Annotated in this window: 11 protein-coding genes; 6 read left to right on the top strand and 5 right to left on the bottom strand. The window is 75.1% G+C overall.

What is annotated here, in order from left to right:
- Positions 1-144 precede the first annotated feature (144 nt).
- The 5 genes from ACIA8R_RS42720 (at position 145) to ACIA8R_RS42700 (ending at position 6362) form a co-directional block, all read left to right on the top strand.
- Positions 145-1941: a carbamoyltransferase C-terminal domain-containing protein gene (locus ACIA8R_RS42720; protein ID WP_357703688.1), complete on the top strand. Its 1797-nt coding sequence runs from the start codon at positions 145-147 to the stop codon at positions 1939-1941.
- Positions 1938-2576, top strand: a complete 639-nt coding sequence (locus tag ACIA8R_RS42715; RefSeq protein WP_397043316.1) for a hypothetical protein — start codon at positions 1938-1940, stop codon at positions 2574-2576. Before ACIA8R_RS42720 ends, ACIA8R_RS42715 begins: the two co-directional genes overlap by 4 nt.
- On the top strand, positions 2573-3721 hold the full coding sequence (gene glf / locus ACIA8R_RS42710) for a UDP-galactopyranose mutase (RefSeq protein ID WP_357703692.1): 1149 nt from the start codon (positions 2573-2575) through the stop codon (positions 3719-3721). The genes ACIA8R_RS42715 and glf overlap by 4 nt, the downstream gene beginning before the upstream one ends.
- Positions 3722-3783: 62 nt before the next feature.
- Complete coding sequence (locus ACIA8R_RS42705) at positions 3784-4158, top strand: hypothetical protein (RefSeq protein WP_357703694.1); 375 nt, start codon at positions 3784-3786, stop codon at positions 4156-4158.
- Positions 4155-6362 (top strand): Hsp70 family protein, encoded by a 2208-nt coding sequence (locus tag ACIA8R_RS42700; RefSeq protein ID WP_397043313.1) that lies wholly within the window; start codon positions 4155-4157, stop codon positions 6360-6362. The genes ACIA8R_RS42705 and ACIA8R_RS42700 overlap by 4 nt, the downstream gene beginning before the upstream one ends.
- 105 nt (positions 6363-6467) lie before the next feature.
- Here ACIA8R_RS42700 and ACIA8R_RS42695 read toward each other — a convergent pair whose 3' ends face one another.
- From ACIA8R_RS42695 to ACIA8R_RS42675, 5 genes are read right to left on the bottom strand one after another with little or no spacing between them, the layout of a single operon-like run.
- A complete protein-coding gene (locus ACIA8R_RS42695) occupies positions 6468-8501 on the bottom strand; it encodes a hypothetical protein (protein WP_397043311.1) in 2034 nt (677 codons plus the stop codon).
- Positions 8498-12244 carry a DUF5682 family protein gene (locus ACIA8R_RS42690; RefSeq protein WP_397043309.1) on the bottom strand — a complete coding sequence of 1249 codons (3747 nt, stop codon included), beginning with the start codon at positions 12242-12244 and terminating at the stop codon, positions 8498-8500. The genes ACIA8R_RS42695 and ACIA8R_RS42690 overlap by 4 nt, the downstream gene beginning before the upstream one ends.
- Before the next feature lie 8 nt (positions 12245-12252).
- Positions 12253-13404: an AAA family ATPase gene (locus ACIA8R_RS42685; RefSeq protein ID WP_364093329.1), complete on the bottom strand. Its 1152-nt coding sequence runs from the start codon at positions 13402-13404 to the stop codon at positions 12253-12255.
- Positions 13405-13437: 33 nt separating this feature from the next.
- Entirely contained in the window at positions 13438-18315 is a 4878-nt protein-coding gene (locus tag ACIA8R_RS42680; RefSeq protein WP_397043307.1) for a DNA-binding protein, read from the bottom strand.
- Positions 18312-19178 (bottom strand): DUF4132 domain-containing protein, encoded by an 867-nt coding sequence (locus ACIA8R_RS42675; RefSeq protein WP_397043305.1) that lies wholly within the window; start codon positions 19176-19178, stop codon positions 18312-18314. Before ACIA8R_RS42675 ends, ACIA8R_RS42680 begins: the two co-directional genes overlap by 4 nt.
- A gap of 300 nt (positions 19179-19478) precedes the next feature.
- Here ACIA8R_RS42675 and ACIA8R_RS42670 point away from each other — a divergent pair, with 300 nt between their 5' ends.
- Positions 19479-21074, top strand: a complete 1596-nt coding sequence (locus ACIA8R_RS42670) for an FAD-dependent oxidoreductase (RefSeq protein WP_364093318.1) — start codon at positions 19479-19481, stop codon at positions 21072-21074.
- Positions 21075-21096: the final 22 nt, after the last annotated feature.

The raw sequence follows: 21096 nt of genomic DNA, 5'->3' as shown, positions 1-21096 counted from the left end.
CATTCCCGCCCGGCTACGACCCCGGTTGCGGAATATATCGGCACGTGTCAGAAAAAAGATAGGTATTGATTTCTTTCCGGACGGTTTGTTAGGAAGATCTCCGACGCGGGGCCGCTGGGTCATGCGCATTGTCAGGGGGCATTCATGTTTGTGCTCGGCATCAGCCAGGTCCACGACTCGGCGGCGGCCCTGGTGGCCGACGGGACGATCGTGGCCTTCGCCGAGGAGGAGCGTTTCACCAGGGTCAAGCACGACGGCCGCTTTCCCGCGCAGGCCGTGCGCTACTGCCTGGAGGAGGCCGGCATCACGCTGGCCGACGTGGACCACGTCGCCTACTACTGGCAGGCGCCACGCGAGACGCTGCACGCGGCCGGCCACTTCCTCCGGCACCTGCCCCAGACGCTGGCCGTCTTCCGCAACGACGCCGGCGACTACGGCGACAAGGCCAGCGGCCTGCTGGAGACGCTCTCCGACCAGAAGGGCCAGGCGCACCCGGACGACTACAACGTGGGCGGCGCGCTGCTGCTGCACCTGCGGCGCGGGTTCACCCTGGAGACGATCCTGCGCGAGTCGCAGAACTTCCGGGGCAGGACGAAGTTCAAGGTCCACCTGATGGACCACCACCGCGCCCACGCCGCCAGCGCCTTCTTCATCTCGCCGTACCAGGAGTCGGCGATCATCACCTGGGACGGCATCGGCAGCGACGGCACCTCCACCTACCTCGGGCTGGGCAAGGGCGGCCGGATCCACGACATCCGGCGGATCAAGTTCCCGCACTCGCTGGGCGCCATGTACGCCGGCGTCACCGGCTACCTCGGCTTCAACCCCACCAGGGACGAGGGCAAGGTCATGGGCCTGGCCGCGTACGGCACCGACCGGTACGTGCAGGACTTCGCCGACCTGGTCCGCCTCGGCCCCGACGGCCGCTTCGAGCTGGACCTGAGCTGGTTCCGGCATCACGCCACCGGCAAGCACCAGATGTCGCCCAAGTTCCTGGAGCGCTTCGGCCCGGCCAGGCCGCGCGAACGCGCCACCCCCTCCCAGCACTACGCCGACGTCGCGTACGCGCTGCAGGCCACGCTGGAGAGCACCGGCCTGCACGTCGCGCGCTGGCTCCAGGCCAAGACCGGGCAGACCCGCCTGGTCACCGCCGGCGGCGTCGCGCTGAACAGCGTCATGAACGGCCGCATCCTGCTGGAGACGCCGTTCGAGGACTTCTTCGCCCAGCCCGCCGCCGCCGACGACGGCTCGGCCCTGGGTTCGGCGCTGCTGCTGGGCGTGGAGAAGTACGGCATGCGCCGCCCGCGCGACCAGGAGTACATCTTCCTCGGCCCGGAGTTCACCGAGGAGGAGATGGAGCGGGCGCTCCAGGACGCCGGCCTCAAGTACCGGCGCACCGAGGACATCAACGACACGACCGCGCAGGCGCTGGCCGACGGCAAGATCGTCGGCTGGTTCCAGGGCCGCATGGAGTGCGGGCCGCGCGCGCTCGGCAACCGCTCGATCCTGGCCGACCCGCGCCGCGCCGACGCCAAGGACCGGCTCAACGAGAAGGTCAAGCACCGCGAGCCGTTCCGTCCCTTCGCGCCCTCCTGCCTGGCCGAACGCTCCGGCGAGTACTTCGCCAGCGGCTACCCCTCGCCCGTCATGCTGCTCGTGTTCGACGTGCTGGAGCACCAGCGGGACAAGGTTCCGGCGATCACGCACGAGGACGGCACCGCCCGCGTCCAGACGGTCACGGCGGCCGACAACCCGCGTTACCACGCGATGATCTCGCGCTTCGCCGAGCTGACCGGCGTGCCCATGGTGGTCAACACCTCGTTCAACGACAACGAGGAGCCCATCGTGTGCACCCCCGAGGACGCCGTGCGCTGCTACCTCAAGACCGACATGGACGCCCTCTCGCTGGGACCGTTCTTCACGGAGAAGGACGATCGTTGAGGCGTTGGCTGTGGCTGGCGCCCGCCGCACTGGGCGCCGGGGCGGCGACACTGATCATGGTGATCCTGCCGCCCGACCGTACGTTGGACAACCCGTTCGAGGCCCTGTGGAAGGTCAGCCCGCTGGTGTTCGCGGTGCTGGCCATCGCCGGGTTCCCCCGGCGTCCCGGGCTGGGGATGGCGCTGATGTGCGCGCTGGTCGTCGGCTACATGGGCGTGCTCGACACGATCAACGTGCTGCACATCTTCTCCTACGCCGAGGCCGCCGACCAGACCGCCGCCTTCCCCGAGCTCTACCAGTTCATGCTCTTCATGAACTCGTTCACCGTGCTGGCCGTGCTGTTCGCCTACCGGCTGGGCGGCGCCCGCTCGGACCGGGTGCTGAAGGTCGGGATCGCCAGTGTCCTGATCGTGATCTCCGGGCTCAATGACCTGTCGATGTGGTTGCTCGGCGACTGGCCCGAGGGCCGGCCCGCGACGCTGACGTGGGCCTCGCACATCGCGGTGTTCGTCGGCGGGCCGCCGAGCGTCGCCGTGGCCGTGATCTTCTTCGCCGTCCACCTCGTCCTGGCCGGGATCGTGCTGGCGCTGCCCGTGCGGCGATGGCTCGACCGGCTGCTCCCGGCCGCCGCATGAACGCCGACTTAGTCGTCGTCGGCTCCGGCCTGTTCGGGCTGACCGTGGCCGAGCGGTGCGCGAGCGAGCTGGGGCTGCGCGTGCTGGTGCTGGAGCGCAGGGACCACGTCGGCGGCAACTCCTACAGCGAGCCGGAGCCGCAGACCGGCATCGAGGTCCACCGGTACGGGTCGCACCTGTTCCACACGTCCAACGCGCGCGTGTGGGACTACGTCCAGCGGTTCACGTCGTTCACGCGGTACGAGCACCGGGTCTACTCGGTGCACAAGGGCCAGGTCTACCCGATGCCCATCAACCTGGGCACGATCTGCGCCTTCTTCGGCCGCCACCTCGGCCCGGACGACGCCCGCGAGCTGGTCGCCCGCCAGGCCGCCGAGATCACCAGCGTCGGCAACCTGGAGGAGAAGGCGATCTCGCTGATCGGCCGGCCGCTGTACGAGGCGTTCATCCGGGGCTACACCGCCAAGCAGTGGCAGACGGCCCCGGCCGAGCTGCCCGCCGAGATCATCAGCCGGCTGCCGGTGCGGTACACCTTCGACGGACGCTACTTCGACGACCTCTACCAGGGGCTGCCCACCGACGGCTACGCCGCCTGGCTGGAGCGCATGGCCGACCATCCCAACATCGAGATCCGGCTCGGTGCCGACTTCTTCGACCTGCGGGAGAGCCTGGCCGGCGCGGTGCCCGTCGTCTACACCGGGCCCCTGGACCGCTACTTCGGCCACGTCGAGGGCGAGCTGGGCTGGCGCACGCTCGACTTCGAGACGTCCGTGCTGCCGACCGGCGACTTCCAGGGCACGTCGGTGATCAACTACGCCGACGAGGACCTGCCGTGGACGCGCATCCACGAGTTCCGCCACCTGCATCCCGAGCGCACCTGGTACCCGTCCGACGCCACCGTCGTCATGCGCGAGTACTCCCGCTTCGCCGGGCGGGCCGACGAGCCGTACTACCCGATCAACACCCCGCAGGACCGCGACCGGCTGCGCCGCTACCGGGACCTGACCAAGGGCGAGCGGGACGTCTGGTTCGGCGGGCGCCTGGGCACCTACCAGTACCTCGACATGCACATGGCCATCGCCGCCGCCCTCACCCTGTACGAGAACCGCCTGCGCCCCCGCTTCACCGCCCGCACCCCCGAGTAGGCCGCGCTCCCGAGTGGCTGCGGGCGGTTGTGCCGGGACAGGGGGCGGTCCACACTGCTGGCATGCAGGTAATCGTGCGCCTCGACGGCGAGACGCCGACCGCCCCCGCCCTCTCCTCCCTGGAGCGCCAGCTCCGTGGCGACAGCGCCTTCCGCGGCGTGGAGATCCGGCCCCTGGCCGGGCCGCCCGAGCCGGGCGCCATGAACGGGACCGTCGACGCCCTCATGGTCGCGGTCTCGGCCGCGTCCGGAGGGCTGGGCGTCTCGATCGTCCAGGCGCTGGCCGGCTGGCTCAGAACACGGCGCCACAGCTTCACGGTCAAGGTCAGCCACGGCGAGCGCACGCTGGAGCTCTCCGTCGAGGCGGCCAAGGATCCGGCGAAGGTGATGGAGGTGGCCCGGCTGCTGGCCGACATGCTGGAGCCGCCCGCCTCATGAGCGCCTGGCCCGACCCGGCCCGGTGCCGGGCCGTCCTCGTCGGCACGACGACGTACACCGACCAGGTCATGTGGCCCGCCCTGCCGGCGGTGCGGGCCAACGTCACGGACCTGGCCGAGGTGCTCACCGGCCCGCGTTCGTGGGGGCTGCGGCCCGACCACTGCGCGCAGCTCATCGACCCGGCCAGCTCCGACCACGTCCTCGGGCTCATCCACGACGCGGCGACCGAGGCCGCCGACACCGTCCTCATCTACTACTCCGGCCACGGCGAGAAGACCGAGAACGACCTGCTGCTGCCCATCGCCACCACCCGGCCCGACCGGCTGCGGATCGGCGGCGTGCGGTTCTCGGTCATCCGGGAGATCATCCGCGAGCGCCGCGCGCCCCGCGCCGTGGTCGTGCTCGACTGCTGCTACAGCGGCATGGCGCACGGCATGAGCGGCCCGGCGCTGCGCGGGCTGATCGACACGACCAGCGCGTACGTCCTGACCTCCTCGGCCAGGGACACCCTGTCGCTCGCGCCGCCCGGAGAGCGCCACACCGCCTTCACCGGCGAGCTGCTCAGGATCCTTCAGGACGGCGTCCCCGCCGGGCCCGCCGACCTGTCCATCGGGGACGTCACCCGCGCGCTGCGCTACCGGCTGCTCGACCGGCGGCTGCCGCTGCCCGAGTACAGCCAGGCCGGCGCGGCCGACGAGCTGCCGCTCGTGCGGAACAGGCCGGAACCGGCGCGGACGCGGCCCCGGCCCGCCCCCGCCCCGCCGCCGGGCATCCGCCTGGCCGGGGCCGCGCGCCGGACGGGCCGGGCCGTCGGCATCTCCTTCGGCGCGAGCAACTCCGTGATCACTGTCGTCGACGGCGGCGAGCCCACCGTCGTCCCCAGCTCCGAGGGCTCGCCGGCGACGCCGTCCGTGGTGGCCTTCGGCAAGAACGGCCAGATCATGGTCGGCGAGCCCGCCAAGCGGCAGGCCGTCGTCAACGCGGAACGCACGGTCCGGTCGGTCCTCCTGGAGATGGGCGGCGACTGGTCGGTGCGCATCGACGGCTCGGCGTACTCGGCGCCGCAGGTCGGCGCGCTCGTGCTGGGCAAGCTGAAGCGGGATGCCGAGGCGTACCTGGGCGAGCAGGTCACCGACGCGGTGCTCACCGTCCCGGCCTACTACGACGACGCCCAGCGCCAGGCCGTCACCGAGGCCGGCACGCTGGCGGGACTCAACGTGCTGCGCCTCGTCAACGAGCCGACCGCCGCGGTGCTGGCGTACGGGCTCGACGAGGAGGAGAACCGGTCCGTCCTGGTCTTCGACCTCGGCGGGAGCACCTACGACGTGTCCTTGCTGCACATCGGCGACGGCTATGTCGAGGTGCTGGCCACCCACGGCGACACCCGGCTCGGCGGCGACGACTGGGACCAGCGCATCGTGGACGAGCTGGTCAGACGGTTCAGGGAGGCCCACGGCGTCGACCTGACCGGTGACAGGGTGGCGCTCCAGCGGCTGCGCGAGGCCGCCGAGCGGGTGAAGATCGAGCTGACCGGCGCGCGGGAGGCCCGTGTCGACCTGCCCTACCTGGCCACGGTCCGGCAGGCCCCGCGCCACCTGGACACGACGGTGACCCGGCAGGAGTTCCAGAGCCTGACCGCCGACCTGCTCGTCCGGCTCAGGGGGCCGTTCCGGGGGGCGCTCCAGGACTCCGGGCTCAAGGTGTCCGACCTCGCGCACGTGGTGCTGGCCGGCGGCGCGAGCCTGATGCCGGCCGTGACGGCGCTGGTCACGGAGATGTCCGGCGGCAAGGTGCCCCTCGCGCGCTTCGGCCCGGCGGAGGCCGCCTCGATCGGCGCGGCGCGGCAGGCGAGCGTGCTCAAGGCCGACCTGACGCCGGTGACGCTCGGTCTCCGGGGCAAGGGCGGCGTCCTGCGGAAGGTCATCGAGCGCGGCAGCCCGGTCCCCGCCGAGCGGACGGTCACGTTCACCACGACCGCCGATCACCAGTCGTCGCTGCGGGTCGAGGTCTACGAGGGCGAGCAGGAGACGGCCGCGCTCAACGCGGTGCTGGGGACGTACATGGTGGGCGGCATCCCCGCCGCGCGGCGCGGGGAGCCGCGGATCGAGGTCACGTTCGCCGTGGACGCCGGTCTGACCTTCACCGTCACGGCCCGCGAAGCGGCGACCGGCGTCTTCCTCCCGGTCACCCGCCACCCCGCCTGACCGCGGGTCCGACCTTCACCACCACGGGCCGGCAAGCGGCGCCTTCCTTTCGGTCACCCCCCGCCTGCGGGCCGCCCGTGGATGGGGTGGCCCGCAGGCGGCCGGTCAGGGGGTGGCCTGCCAGGAGGTGCGGACGAGGGCGCGTTCGGTGGCGGCCAGGTGGGTGGCCGCGGCGAGCCAGGCCCGCGCGTACCCGTCCGGACCGGCCTCGGTCAGCCTGCCGAAGACGTCCCGTTCGCGGCGGTCGGCCTCGTCGGCGAGCGCGACGGCCAGGCCGGCGGCCGTCCGGAAGCCGGCGTCGCGCAGGGACGCGGCCTGCCGGCGGGCGTCGCCGCCGCGCGCGGACTCGGCGACCGCCCTGCGCCCGCCGGAGACGGCCAGCTCGACCAGCCGGCGCACCCGCCAGAGCGGCGCGCCTTCCAGCGGGTCCGCCTCGCCGTACGCGTCCTGGCCGGGCGGTGGGCACGCGTCGGCGGCCGGGAGGTGGGAGCCCTGGAGGCGGTCGTAGCCGAGGTCGGCCCGCCCCTGCCACTCGGGGGGCAGCCTCAGCGTCGCCTCCTCGCCCGCGACCGGCCCCACGGCGAGCGGGACCAGCGTCGCCGCCCGGCCGGGCTCGACCCTGGCCACCACCCGTACCCGCAGGCCGGGCCGCGAGGCGAGCCGCCGCAGGTTCTCGACGTGCGCGAGATCGGGATGACGGCTCGCCGGGACCAGCCGGACCACCGGCCCTTCGCCCTCGGCCGGCGCCGGGCCGGCGGTCAGGAGCTGGCGGGCGAGGACGTGGTCGCCCGCCGCGCCGACGATCACCAGATCGCAGCCGACCGGCTCCCGTACCTGCTCGGCCGACTCCTCCTCGCTCCACGCCCCCGCCGACAGCCGCTCCCCCGCCGCCTCGGCCAGCGGCCGGGTGAACAGCGCGCCGAGCGGCCCGTCCGTCCAGGCCAGGCCGGTGACCGGGGTGGCCTGCACGCCCTTGCCCGCGCCGAGGCGGCCGTCCGGGGAGACGGTGGCCCCCGCGATCAGCAGGCCGCCGCGGGCCAGTTGCGCGTGGCTCATCATGGCCGCCCCGATCGCGACGGTCGCGGTGGCCGCGCCGCGGGCACGGGCGGGGCCGCCGGGTTTGACGTCGGCGACCGAGAACCAGCGTCCGTCGTCGGTGACGAGGTGCGTGACCACCCCGCCGTAGCCGGTGCTGCTGATCACCGGCTCGCGGAAGACGCCGTACACCTTCAGGCCGCCGTTCGGACGGTAGCCGCGCCGTACGGTGCCGACCAGCGCCGGGTCGGGATCGGACGCGGCCAGCCGGCCCACGGTGAGCAGCAGCTCCCGCAGGGCGGACACCAGGTCGGCGAGGCGGTGGCCGTCGTACCTGGCACGGGCCGCGCGCAGCCCGCGGACCACCCGCAACGTCGCGGCCTCGGCCTTGGGCAGCCCGGCCAGGCGGGCGGTGTGGGCGGCTCGGAGCAGCTCCGCCTGCGGCACCGCGCCCGCTCCTGGCACACCGGCCGACAGGACGGCGGCCGCCGCCCGCCACAACCCCGCAGCCGCCGCCACCTGCGCCGCTCCCGGCACAACGGCTCCGGCCGTCCGCCCGTCACCCTGTCCGGAGCCTGGCCCGGAGCTTTGTCCGAAGCCCTGCCCCGAACCCTGCCCGGAGGTCTGCCCCGAGCCCTGCCCGGCCTCCTGCCCGGTTTCCGGCGTTCGGCCGGGGTCCGCGGGAACGGGTCGTTCGTCGGTGGGGGGCGCGCCGGGGTGCCCGGGGCGGGACGGCGGGGAGCCCGGTGACGCGGGAACGTCGTCGGGGGTGGCCGACTCGCCGTCCGGGAGCGGAAGGTCGGCCGGGTCGGCCAGGGGGCAGGCGGTGAGGAGGGCGGCCCGGTGCAGGCAGCGGGGCGCGAGGAGGCAGGAGCAACGTGCCTGCCCCTCCTCCGCGATCACCCCGGACGGCCCCGGGGACAGCGTGACCACCGCGTCCTCCCCGCACGTGACCACCACGTCGGCGCCGTCGGCCACTCGGTCGAGGGCGGCGTACTGGCCGACGGCCGCGTCCACCTTCTTGCGCAACCTGCTGGTCAGGGCATCGACGGCGGCGGCCACCACGTGCGGCGCGGCGGGCGGGAGCGTTGCAGAGCTGTTCACCGGACTTCTCCCCGGAGGCGGTCGCCCACCCAGCGGGCGAGGGCGAGCGGGCTGAGCGCGGCGACGGGCATGCCGGCCGCGACGAGCTGCTGGGCGATGGGCAGCGAGTAACGGGGCACGCCCTGGTCGTCCAGCGCCGCGCAACCCATCAGGTGCACGCCGGACCCGGCCAGCGAGCGCACCTCCGCGAGCAGGCCGCCCACGGGGTAACCCTCCTCGAAGTCGCTGACGACGACCACGAGCGTCCGGCTCGGCACGGTGACCAGCGTCCGGGCGTGCGCGAGCCCGGCGGCGATGTGCGTACCGCCGCCGACCCGCACTTCGAGCAGCAGGGACAGCGGGTCGTCCACCCGGTCGGTCAGGTCGATCACCTGCGTGGAGAACGTCAGGAAGTGCGTCGAGAGCGTCGGCACGCCCGCGAGGACGGCGGCGGTCAGCGCCGACCACACGACCGAGGCCTCCATCGATCCCGACACGTCCACCACGAGGATCAGCCGCCAGTCGGCCTCCTTCCTGGCCCGCGTGCTGAACACCGGCCGTTCCGGCACCACCACGAGCCGCCCGTCGTCGAGGCGGCGGGTGTGGGCCAGGTTGGCGCGCAGCGTGCGCGGCAGGTCGAGCCGTCCGCCGGGCCTGCTGGTCGGACGCGGGTTGGCCAGGCCGGTCAACGCGGGTCTCAGCCGGGTCGCCAGCTCGCGGGTGAGCTCGGCGACCAGGCGGCGGACGAGCGGTCTGAGCTTGGCGACCTGCTGCTCGGGCAGCCCGCCGGCCAGCGACAGCACCGAGGTCAGCAGCTCGACGGACGGCCGCACGGCGGCGGGGTCCAGCTCGGCGAGCACGTCGTGGCGTCCGGCGTCGGCGGCCCTGGCCAGCACCTCCTCGCGTACGTCGCCGCCGAACAGGGACTCCAGCTCGTCGGCCCATTCGCGGGCCGTGGGGAACGGGGCTCCCTGGCCGCCGGCGTCGCCCTGCTCGAAGTCGTCGGCGCCCTCGCCGCGTCCGGCGCCGTAGAGCTCGTCCAGGGCGCGGGCGTACGGGCGTGCGCCGGCGGGCAGCCGTTCGTGCTCCCGTCCGAGCAGCAACCGCCACCGGTCGGCCGGACCGATCAGCGACCTGCCTCCCGGACCGCGTACGCCCCCCGACACCTCAGGCTCCCCCTCGCCAGCCGCTTCCCGCCCCGTGAGCGCGCCGCCCTCGGCGGACGGCCCTTCAGCGGACGGCCCTTCAGCGGATGCCCGGAGCCGGTCCTCCTCGGCGGGCGACTTCTCGGCCGGTGGCTGGAGCCGGTCGTTTTCCGGGGTCGGGAGGCCGAGGGTGGTCAGGGCCGTGAGGCCGGCCAGGTCGGCGGCGGTCCAGGCGGCCAGCAGGTCGGCCGGCGCGCCCAGTACGAGGTCCGGCCGGTCGCCGAGCCGTTCGGACACCGCGGCCAGCAGCCGCCCGCGCGCCGCCGGCGCCAGCGTGTCGAACCCTCCGCGCAGGGCGGGCAGCCGGTCGAGGAACTCCTTGTCCGCCAGCTCGTCCACCCGGTCCATCAGCGGGTCGAGCGCGGCGGGCGCCGCCTGGAGCAGCGGTCCGGCTGCCGTGAGCACGCCGGTCAGGAGCAGGCTCAGCCGGCGACGGCCGTCCGGGGTCGTGGCGGCGTCGATCCAGCCGGCGGCCCGCGCGCCCAGCAGGTCGGGACCGTCCAGGTCGAGCAGCACGCGGGCGGCCAGCGCGGCCCCCTGGACGAGCGGCGCCCCGGTACGCGCGAGCGCGCCCAGCGCGTCGTCCATCCGCAGGCCCAGCCGGTCCTCGCCGGCCCGCGTGGCGAGCGCGACCAGGGCCACCGCGTCCTCGGGCCGGTCGCTGCCGGCCAGGCCGGGCAGGGACCGGACCGCCGCCTCCAGCAGCGTGACCGCCAGCTCGCCCGCCTGCTCGCGACCCTCCGGCGTGGTGCCGGGAAGGTGCTCGCGACGCAGCGCCTCCAGCAGGTCGAGGGCGTCGAGCAGTTCGGAGAGGGTGGCCGTGGCGGGCAGCGTGCCGGCGGCGTCCTCCAGCCGCCGCTCGACCAGTTCCGGCAGGTCGCAGTGGGCGGCGGCGCGCAGCCCGTCCAGGATGACGCGGCAGGTGGGCCCGCCGTCCGCGGACTCGCGCCGGTAGGTCTCCCGCAGCGTCCCCGCCGCCGCCTGGGCCGCGGTCACGCCCCGGACACCGGCCAGGTCCAGCAGCGCCGGGACGGCGGGCGTCCAGGACAGGCGCCATTTGGTGCTGAGCGCGGTGCCGTCGCCGGTGCCCGCGACCTGGATCGGCTCGCCGTAACCGACGCCGCACACGTGCAGGCGGCGCAGCAGCACCTCCCGGCGCGCGTCCAGCTCCGAGCGGAGCGGGTCGAGGCGTACCTCGCGCGGGTCGGGGTCGTCCGGGCAGGGCAGCCTGAGCGCGGCGAGCTCCTCCTCGACCGCGGGGCCGAGGCCGGAGCGCGGCGTGCCGGGCGCGGTGCGGCCCCTGGCCGTCCCGACGAACACCGCGTCGAGCGCCTTGGCCAGCGCGCGTCCGCGTCCCAGGGGCTCGCCCTGGCCGAGGACGGTCGTCACCGCCTCCAGCAGTTCGCCGCGGCCGGGGGCGGGCAGGCCGCGCAGGCGGGCGAGGTCGCACGCCAGGCGCAGCGTCTCGACGGCCTCGCCGGTGCCGGCCGTGTGCCCGGCTGCTCTCAGCTCCCTGCACAGGTCGGTGATCGCGCGGGCGGCGCCGTCCCTGACCCGGTCCGGTACGCCGTCCGCCTCGAACACCGCCTGCTGCCAGCGCGGGTCCCGGATCCCGGCCGGGTAGCCGGACCGGGAGTCGAGCAGGTCGAAGGCGTACGGGACGAGCGAGGTGACGGCCTCCGACGTGACGTCCTTCGAGGCGCCGGGGACGGGGGCCGCCGCCTGCCCGGCCGCCTCGCCGGTGAGCTGTGCGGTGGTCGGCGGTGTGGGGGTGGGGGCGGTGGGGTCGTCGGTGGTGAGCAGGGCGGGGGCGTGGAAGGCGCCGATCACCGCGGTGACCCGGCGTCCGCCGGATGCGGCGGCGGCCACGACGCGCCGCATGTGCGCCTCCCGCGCCAGGTCCCTGGCCTGGACGCCGTCGCCCGCCGCCGCGTCGCGCCGCAGCGCCCAGCCGACGCCGAGTGCGGCCCGGCGCACGGCCTCCGGCTCGCAGCCCGGTGCCAGCACCTCCACGGCCCGGTCCCACATGTCGTCCCCCACCCGCCCGGTGCCCGCCGCGGCCAGCGCGTCGGCGAACCTGGGGGCGTACGGGGGGCCGCCGCCCAAGCCGGCGGCCCCGGCCTCGTCGGGGACCCCCTCCTCGGGAACGACGGCCTCGGGGACGGTCGTCTGCCAGCCCGGGTGCGACAGTGGGAGGTCGCAGCACAGCACCTCCACGCCGCGCTTGGCCGCCCACCGGATCGCCACCAGCTCCGGGGAGAAGTCGGCGAACGGGTAGAACCCGAGCCCGCCCGCGCCGTTCCCGGCCAGGGCGACCGGGGCGACGGTGGCGGGGTCGGCCAGGTGCGGCAGCCACTGCTGGAAGTCGGCAGGCAGCTCGACGCACACCGTCTCCGGATCGGCCGCCTCCAGCAGCTCGGGCAGCACCACGGCCAGGGCCGGACTGTGGTGACGCACCCCCACCAGGTACGGCCGGGTGGCAGCAGCCAGCCCAGCCACCGCCACCCGCGGATCAGCCGACCCGGCCGTCGCCGTCCCAGGACCGGCAGGGGGGTTCATGGGAGGGGTCAACGGAGGGTCTCCCGCAGGTCCCAGAGGCGGCGCCACATGGCGGAGCCGTCCTCGGCGCGCCGCCGCACCGGCCCGTCCCAGTAGCCGAGCAGCCGTCCGTGGTCGGCGGGGTCGTCCTTGCGCACGACGCCCAGCAGGTGGCCCGGCACCAGGTCGAGGACGTCGCCGCCCGGCAGGTACGCGGCCGCCACGCCGAGCGAGGCCGCCACCTGCACCGCCTCGGCGGTGGACATCACGGTGCCGGGCCGCTCCACGTCCCAGCCCTCGCCGGACCGCCCGGTCCGCAGGTCGCGGAAGACCGTGACCAGGGCCTCCAGCACCGCGTCGTCCACGGCGAACCCGGCCCCGGCACGCTGGACGACCGCCGTGGCCTGCCGCCGCACCAGGGACGTCTCGGCCGCGGCGTCGGAGATGGGATCGACGGTCTCGAAGTTGAAGCGCCGCTTGAGCGCGGCCGACATCTCCGACACGCCACGGTCGCGGAGGTTGGCCGTGGCGATCACCGTGAACCCGGGGACGGCGGCCACCTGCGCGTCGCCGGTCCCGGCCAGCTCGGGGACGCTGACCCGCCGGTCGGACAGGATCGACACCAGGGCGTCCTGCACCTCGGGCAGGCAGCGGGTGATCTCCTCGACCCTGGCCACCCGCCCGGACCGCATGGCGGTCAGCACCGGGGAGTCCACCAGCGCGCCCCGGCTCGGCCCCTGGGCCAGCAGCAGCGCGTAGTTCCAGCCGTAGCGGAAGGCGTCCTCGGTGGTGCCGGCGGTGCCCTGGACGGTGAGCGCGCTGGTGCCGCAGACCGCGGCGGCCAGCAGCTCCGACAACATCGACTTGGCCGTGCCGGGCTCGCCGACCAGCAGCAGGCCGCGTTCGCCGGCGAGCGTCACGACGCAGCGCTCGACCAGCGAGCGTTCGCCGACGAACTTGGGCGCCACCTGCAGCTTGGACGGCAGGCCGTCGCGGGCGGGCAGGGAGAGGGTCTCCTCGCCGCTGCCGCAGATGAAGGTGACGACGGCGCGCGGCGTCAGCAGCCAGCCGGGCGGGCGCGGGCCGTCGTCGTGGGCGGCGAGGAAGGCCAGCTCGGTGGCGTACCGCTGCTCGGCGGAGACCACCTGCGTGGCGGAGGTCGCCTCGTCGGTGAGGGTCATCGAATTCAGGTCCTTAAGGGAGTAGGAGGGAGGTCAGCGGCGGCGGCCGCGTTTGACGTCGAGCTGCTCGAAGCGGGGCACGTCGCCGTCCTGGACGCGCCGCCACGCCCTGGCGTACAGGTCGGCCACGGGCTCGCCGGGCACGAGGGGGCCGTCGAGGCCCGCGTTCGGGCTGAACATGGGGAGCTTCCACTGCTCCAGCGGGAGCCGCGGCGTCCGCTGCTCCGACCAGCCGCCGGACAGGAACAGCGAGCGCCCGGCGCGGGCGCGCACGGCCTGGACGACCAGGCCGGCGCCGGCCAGCTCGGCCCGCGCGGCCTTGAGCCGGGCCGGCTTCCAGCCGGTCCACCGGGCGGCGTTGCGGTCGGTGGGGTCGGGCATGGCCAGCAGCATGAGGTAGACCGCGGCGGCGTCCTCGCCGAGGCCGTGCGCCTTGGCGACGTCCACGACGAGGTCGGGCACCGAGCGGGTGGGGTCCTGCGGCCACCAGGTGCCGTCGGCGTCGCGGTCGCCCTGGCGCGGGTCGCCGGGGTCGGCCAGCAGCGCCGCGAAGCGGGGGTCGAGGGCGGTGCGCAGCGCGGACACGGCGGGGAAGGAGCCGTTGAGCCCGATCAGGGCCCGCAGGTAGGGGTCCTCGCCGGCCGCGTCGAGCAGGCCGGGGCGGAGCGCGGGCGAGGGCTGGCTGTCGTAGGTCGCCATGACGACGGCCCCGTACCGCTCGTAGCCTTCGCCGACCTCGGTGGGCGTCCCGGCGACCTTCTTGAAGCCGGGCAGGCCGACGTACCGGTCGAGGTCGATCAGCAGCCGGGGGTTGGCGAGCCGGTCGCGGACCTCCGACAGCGCGGCGGGCAGCCCGGCGCGCAGCGGGTGCCCGGCGGGCAGCCGGTGGGCCAGCCAGGCGGCCGTGGCGACGGCCATGACCAGCGACCGCCCGCTGAACCCGGTGCCCTGGCCGACGGGGTGGACGCGGTCGCCGCGCACCTCCCACTCCAGGTCCACGCCCAGTTCGGGAGCGGCTGCGGGGTCGAGCACCGCGCGCAGGCACTGCGCCGCGTCGACCCCGGCGGCGCGCAGCGCGCCCGCGGCCTCGCCGAGCAGCCATTCGGGCAGGGCGAGCCGCTGCCCGACGTGGTCGTTCCACACCCGTGCGGCGGCGGCGACGTCGGGACCGTCGGTCCACAGGCGGGCCGGGTCGGCGGGCAGCAGCGCCCCGGTGACGGCCCGCCGCACGTCCGGGCCGAGGGCGCGCAGCTCGTCCTTGGCGACGGCGGCGTCGGTCACCTTCACGCCGATCACGGCGCGGGCCTCCTTGTCGAGGAAGGTCCGCTCGTACGTGTCCACCTGCGGGAACCCGGCGACGATCAGCCGCGCGGCGGTCTGGGAGACCCCGGTGAGCCGGGCGAACTCCGCGGCGGCGGCCTCCTGCCAGGGGGCCGGGCCGCGCGCGGCCAGCTCGGTGAGGAACGACTCCAGCCAGCCCGCCTCCCGGTCCCCGCCGACGGGCGAGCGGTCGCGGACGGTGTAGGGCGCGGGCACCTCGAACGCCCCGGCGGGGTCGTGGTGCAGAGCGGTCCATTCGAGCCCGTCGACGGCCGTCTCCCGCAGGTCGAGGAAGACGATGAACGCGCCGCCGCCCAGCGGCAGCACGCCCGACAGCGAGCCCCCCGCCGCAGAGCCGCCCGCCGGGGAGCCGCCCGCGACGACCATGTGCTCGCGCCTGAGCGTCACCGTCATGCGGCGCCAGCGGGACGAGCCCGCCGCGATGGGCAGGCCGCCGTCACGCAGCTCGCCCAGCAGCACGCCCAGCGCGTCCCGGTGCTCGGCCGGCGTGGTCGGCGCCGCGAGCCGGTACGCCACGGCGGCGCAGTGGTCGAGCAGGCGCTCCCACCGCAGGTTCGAGGCGGGCAGTCCGGGCAGGCCGAGGTGGTTGGGCACCTGCGGGCGGTCCTGTCCGCCGGTCACGGCCCGGCCCACCGCCCGGATCTGCTGGAACGCGGCGTCGCGGCTGTAGTAGTGATGGCCGTGGCCCTCGCCGACGCCGTTGATCGCCTCCGCCAGCAGCGTGTCCGAGGGCCCGGACGGTCCCTGCTCCTCGGCCGGGCCACCCGCCAGCGCGCGGTTGAGGTTGGCCACGACGGTACGCACCGCGTCCTGCTGGGCGGCGGCGAAGCCGACGATCCCGGCCACGCCCTTCCGCAGCGCCTCGTGGGTGACCTCCGGCAGCAGCGCGCGGACCGCCGCGAGCAGGTCGGCGCCCTGGGGCTCGGCCGCTTCGAGCAGGGCCGCGGCCGTCTCGCGGTCCAGGCGGCGCAGCGCCGCCGAGCCGTCGAGGTCGCGCGGGCGCAGGCAGTACCAGTAGCGCTCGGGCGGCAGGATGGGCATGCCCGCGCCGAACGCGCCCGGCTTGGCGTCGGTCCGGTACTCGGCCAGCACGACGCCGTCGGCGTCCACGAGGCTGATCCGGTAGCTGGTGCGCACGACGGCGCAGGGCCGCTCCGCGCCGGGGAACGTCAGCACGCGCACCGGGACGCCGGCGTCCGGCGGCAACGTCACCGTGGTCCCGGACAGGTCCTCGGCGCGGTGGGAGCCGTCGGGCAGTTCGGTCACGCGCAGGCCGTACAGGCCGTCGACGGGGGCGCCGACCGGGGTGGGCTCGGCGGAGGGGGCCGGCAGCAGCCAGCCCTCGCCGGGCTTGTCGTCCGACGTGCCAGTGAGGAAGGCGGGCAGCGACCTCCTGCCGATGCCGCCGCCGGCGGGGTCGAACTCGTACCAGCCGCTGTCACGTTCCGCCCGGACCCACGTCCAGAAGGACGTGCCGTCGGTGATGAGGTGCCGCTCGTCGGGGACGGCCGTGTCGCCGGCGTGCAGCGTGCCGTACCCGGTGGTACGGCCGCCGCCGGGCACGGCGAGGCTGACCGGGTCCTCGCCCAGGTAGTAGTCCAGGCGGGTGCCCCGGCTCCGGTCCGTCCCGTCCAGGTCGCGGACGCGGTCGGCGGAGGTGTGCCAGTAGCCGCGCAGCCCGTTGGTCCGGTCGCGGGAGTCCCAGTAGACGAGCAGGTCGCCGTCCACGTAGTGGAAGCCGGGATCGCTCCAGGTGTCGTCCCTGGGGACGCGCAGGTCGTGGCTGAGCACGACGCCGTCGGCCGAGAGCACCCGGGCCTGCGCGGTGCCCGCGACGACCAGGTGGGGCCAGGCGTCGCAGACGACGAGGTCGTCGACGTCCTTCTCCGGCACGAGCTGGGCGGCGGCCTCCTCGAAGGCGGGCCAGCCCAGCTCGTCGATGATCCCGGACCGCAGGGCGCGGGCCAGCACCCCGGCCACGTCGGCGTCGGTCGCCGCCTGGCGCACCTCGTCCTCGGCCAGGGCCAGGGCCTCGCCGGGCAGCCAGGACAGGCGGCGCAGGGCGTCGGGCAGGGTGGGCAGGCCGGCGGCGGCCGAGCGGCGGGCGACCAGGCGTACCCATTCGGCCAGCATCGGCCCTCCGCCCAGGGAGCCGGCCAGGGCCCGGACGGCGGCCCTGCCCTCGTCGTCGGCGTCCAGGTGGTCGGCGCCGCGCCGGAAGGCGACGTGGAAGCGGCCGTCGGCGGCCAGGGCGAGCAGGTCGCGCCGGTCCTCGTGCCCGGCCCAGACGTCCAGGCGCAGCCGGGCGCCTTCGCCGGGGTCGGCCACGGGCACGCCGCGGGAAAGCAACAGGTCGATCAGGTCGGCGTCGTCGTCGACCGCGATCGTGCCGCCGGTCGCGGTCAGCTCGTCGCGCAGCCGGTCGGCCATGCGCTCGATCAGGGCGTGCAGCGCGGGCAGGTGCGGCGGGACGCCCCAGGTCCGTTGCCGGGCGGCCAGGAACCTGCGCAGCCAGCCGGCGGCGCCGTCGGCCGAGCGCTCCTCCTCCGGCACGTCGGTGTGCAGGCCGGCGGTCGCGTCCGCGCTCTCCAGGATGTCGAGCCAGATGCCCGGCAGCTCCCGGTCGCGGCCCTCGGGGATGACGTTCAGCAGCGTGCCCCTCAGCTCGGGCCGCTGCCGGGCCAGCGCCGCGACGGCCGGGGCGTGGGACTTCCACCAGCCGGTCGGGGCCTGCATGACGGCCGGCAGCGTCAGCACCTCGGCCAGGTAGTCCTGCTCGGCCGCCTCGGCGTCCACGCCGGCGGCCCTGGCGAGCCTGCGGATGTCGGCGGCCATCTGCGCCGAGGGGGCCAGGCCGCCCGCGGTCCTGCGGACGCACAACCGCGCGAACCTGCTCAGCGCCTCCGCGGCGGGCAGGCGGGCGGTCAGCTCCTTGGCGTACCCGGACAGCACCTTGACCGGCAGCGCACCGGCCAGCGCGAACTCCAGGAACACCGCGTCGAGCCGGTCGTCGTCCACGGCGAGGCCGTGCTGGGCCTCGGCCCGGCGGGCGGCGGAGAAGAGCTGCCCGGCGTACTGGGTGTTGTCGGCCGCGGCGAACACGCGGGCGGCCTGCTCGTAGAAGGTCGGCAGGAAGTGCGGGACGGACGCGGCGAGCTGCCCGGCCAGCTTCTGGTAGGCGTCGAGCGCCATCTTGGGCTTGGTCCTGGTCTGCCGGGCGACGCGCTCCAGCTCCGGCACGACGGCCAGGGCGTGGTGCCCGTCCTGCGGGTGGTGGACCAGCACCCATTCGGGGAAGCCGAGCGAGCGGCGCAGGCCCAGGCCGACCACCGCGGGCTCGCCTTCGGGCACCAGGCCGAGGAAGCCGCCCACCGCGTCCTCGGCGGTGCTCAGCTCCTCGGTGACCAGGCGGACGATCACCCGGTCGTCCAGCCCGGGGTGCCGGTAGGCGCGGGCGACCAGCGGCACGGCCCGCTCCCCCGCCCCCTCGGTGCCGGGCGGCAGCACCGCGCCGGCGTCGAGCAGCTCGCCCGCCTCGGAGACGGTCCTGTCGGACGTGTTGCCGGTCATGCGTTCTTCCCCTCTTCTACCTGCCGCCCGGCGTACAGCGCGGCGGCCATTCGCATGCCTTCGGACCAGGCGACCGGGCCGACCTCGCGCAGCGTGAGCGTCTTGCCGTCCTGGTCGCGCCAGGTGAGATCGCCCGTGGACGTCTCGCTGTCCCAGTAGGGCTCGCCGATCCAGACGGCGGCCTCGGTGAGCCGGCCGCCGTCGCGCACCTGGCAGGTGGCGAAGCCGCCGGAGACGCGGTAGCCGAGCTGGGTGGCGCGGGCCGCCACGCCGAACCTGGAGGCGTACGTGCCGCCCGCGAACTCCTTCACCTGGCGCACCCCTTCGCCCTGTTCGGCGGGCTTGCGCCAGATGGCCCGGTGGATCTGCTCGACCTTCTGCGTGATGCCCAGCTCCGCGGCGAACTCGCGCAGGTCGTCGAGGTCGGGCAGGAGCACCGGGTGCGGCAGCGTCACCGTGCGCGCGGAGAGCCGGACGGTCTCGCCGTCGAGGTTGACGGCGCGCAGCTCGCCGGAGGGGGTCGCGTCCCGCAGGAAGCCCACCTCGTCGGGGTCGTCGCCGACGACCGCCACGTCACGCAGCGCCGCCTGCCACGCCTCGTCGGGCCAGACCCGGGCGATCAGCTCGGTCGGCACGGGCAGCGAGGACACCATCCAGGCGTCCACGTGCGCCACGCAGGACGCGGCGTGCCGGTCGAGCCATTCGGCGAAGCGGCGCAGCCGGTCCGCCTCGGGGTGCTCGCGCACCGCCTTCGGCAGCGTCTTCAGCTGCCGCCCGGCCGAGCGGCCGGACGTGGCCCTGGCCGTGACCCGGCCATCTATCAGGGCGATCTCGTACGCGTCGCCCGCCGCCAGCCAGCCCAATTGCCGCCGCCTCTCGTCGTGAAGCCATGGGAATGTGTCGAGGCGCGGATCTCCCGCCGCCACGTTGCGCGGAACGTTATCGGCGATCACTGACAAATGCCTACCGGCTGCTCAAAGGCCCGGTTACGGCACCGGGTCCCGCCGGGGAGGGAACGGCGTGTTTTCCCTCCCCGGCGCCTAAAGACCAGGGCAGGATCGCCGCGCGCGGGCTACGGGCGCGGGCGGCGGGGGTAGGCCATTCCGGGCCGGGCGCGCCGACCGGGGAACGGGCGCGCGGCTCGCTCGACGGGGGGATGGCCGGTGAAAGTCGTCGTCGATCTGACGCGTTGCCAGGGGTACGGGCAGTGTGCCTTCCTCGCGCCCGACGTCTTCACCATGCGCGAGGAGTCCCTCCTGTACGACCTGGACCCCGGCGACGAGCGGCGCGAGCACGTGCTGCGCGCGGCGGCGGCCTGCCCCGTCCAGGCCATCCACCTCGACTGGACGGCGACCCGGCTCACGTCCGAGCCGCCCAGCCCGCCGGCGCGCGGGATGACCGACGGGCGCATCGTCATCGTCGGCGCGTCCCTGGCCGGGGCGCGGGCCGCCGGTGTGCTCAGGCGGGAGGGCTTCACCGGGTCGCTGACGGTGATCGGGGACGAGTCCTCCGAACCGTACGACCGGCCGCCGCTGTCCAAGCAGGTCCTCATGGGACAGGTGCCGCCCGACCACGTCATGCTGCCCCGCCTGCGGGAGGTCGAGGCCGACTGGATGTGGGGCACCCGGGCGTCCGGCCTGGACGTGGCCGGCAAGCGCGTCCTGCTGGACGACGGCCGCGAGGTCGGCTTCGACCGGGTTCTGCTGGCCACCGGCACCCGCGCCCGGCCCTGGCCGAACGAGGAGGAGGCCCGGCTGGAGGGCGTGCACACGCTGCGCTCGATGCGGGACGCCGCCGGGCTGCGGGAGGCGCTGGCCGCCCGTCCCAACCGGGTGCTCATCCTGGGCGCCGGGTTCACCGGCAGCGAGATCGCCTCGGTCTGCCGCGAGCTGGACCTGCCCGTGACGGTCGTCGAACGCGGCCAGGCCCCGCTGGTCAACGCACTCGGCGGCGTGATCGGCGACGTGGCCGCCCAGCTCCACCGCGAGCACGGCGTGGACCTGCGGTGCGGCACCACGGTCACCTCGCTGGAGGGCGACGGGCACGGGCGGCTGCGCGGCGCCCGCCTGTCGGACGGCAGCACGGTCGAGGCCGAGGTCGCCGTGGTCGCGCTCGGCTCGGTGCGCAACGTCGAGTGGCTGCGCGACTCGGGGCTGGCCGCGGGCGTGTGGGGGGTGGCCTGCGACGCCGGCTGCCGGGCCGTGGACACCAACGGCCTGGTGACCGACGACGTGTTCGTCGCCGGCGACATCGCCCGTTTCCCGCACCCGCTGTACCAGTACCAGTTCATGACGCTGGAGCACTGGGGGAACGCGGTCACGCAGGCCGAGATCGCGGCCCACAACATGGTCAGCGACCAGACGCACCGCTGGCCGCATCTATCGGTGCCGGTGTTCTGGTCCAGCCAGTTCGGGGTCAACATCAAGTCGGTGGGCGTGCCGACCTTCGCCGACGAGCTGGTCGTCACCCAGGGCTCGACGGACGAGCGCCGCTTCGTCGCCGTCTACGGCTACAAGGGCCGGGTCACCGCCGCGGTCACCTTCGACCAGGGCATGTGGCTGGAGTTCTACCAGCGGCTGATCGAGCGGGCCACGCCCTTCCCGCCCGCCTTCCGGCACGTCGACCAGCGGGGGGAGGCGCGGCCCGTACCGGCCCGGGTGCCCGAGCGGCTGATCGCGGCGGAGGGGGCGACGGTCGTGGTGACCGGCCACGACCCGGCCGAGCGGCGCGCCTCGCTGCTGCACGCGCCGCAGAGCTGACCCGGCAGGAACCCAGACAGGA

The sequence above is a fragment of the Nonomuraea sp. NPDC051191 genome (assembly GCF_044455665.1).
In the GTDB taxonomy this organism is placed as follows: Bacteria; Actinomycetota; Actinomycetes; order Streptosporangiales; family Streptosporangiaceae; genus Nonomuraea.
This window is presented reverse-complemented; position numbering and strand designations above follow the sequence as displayed.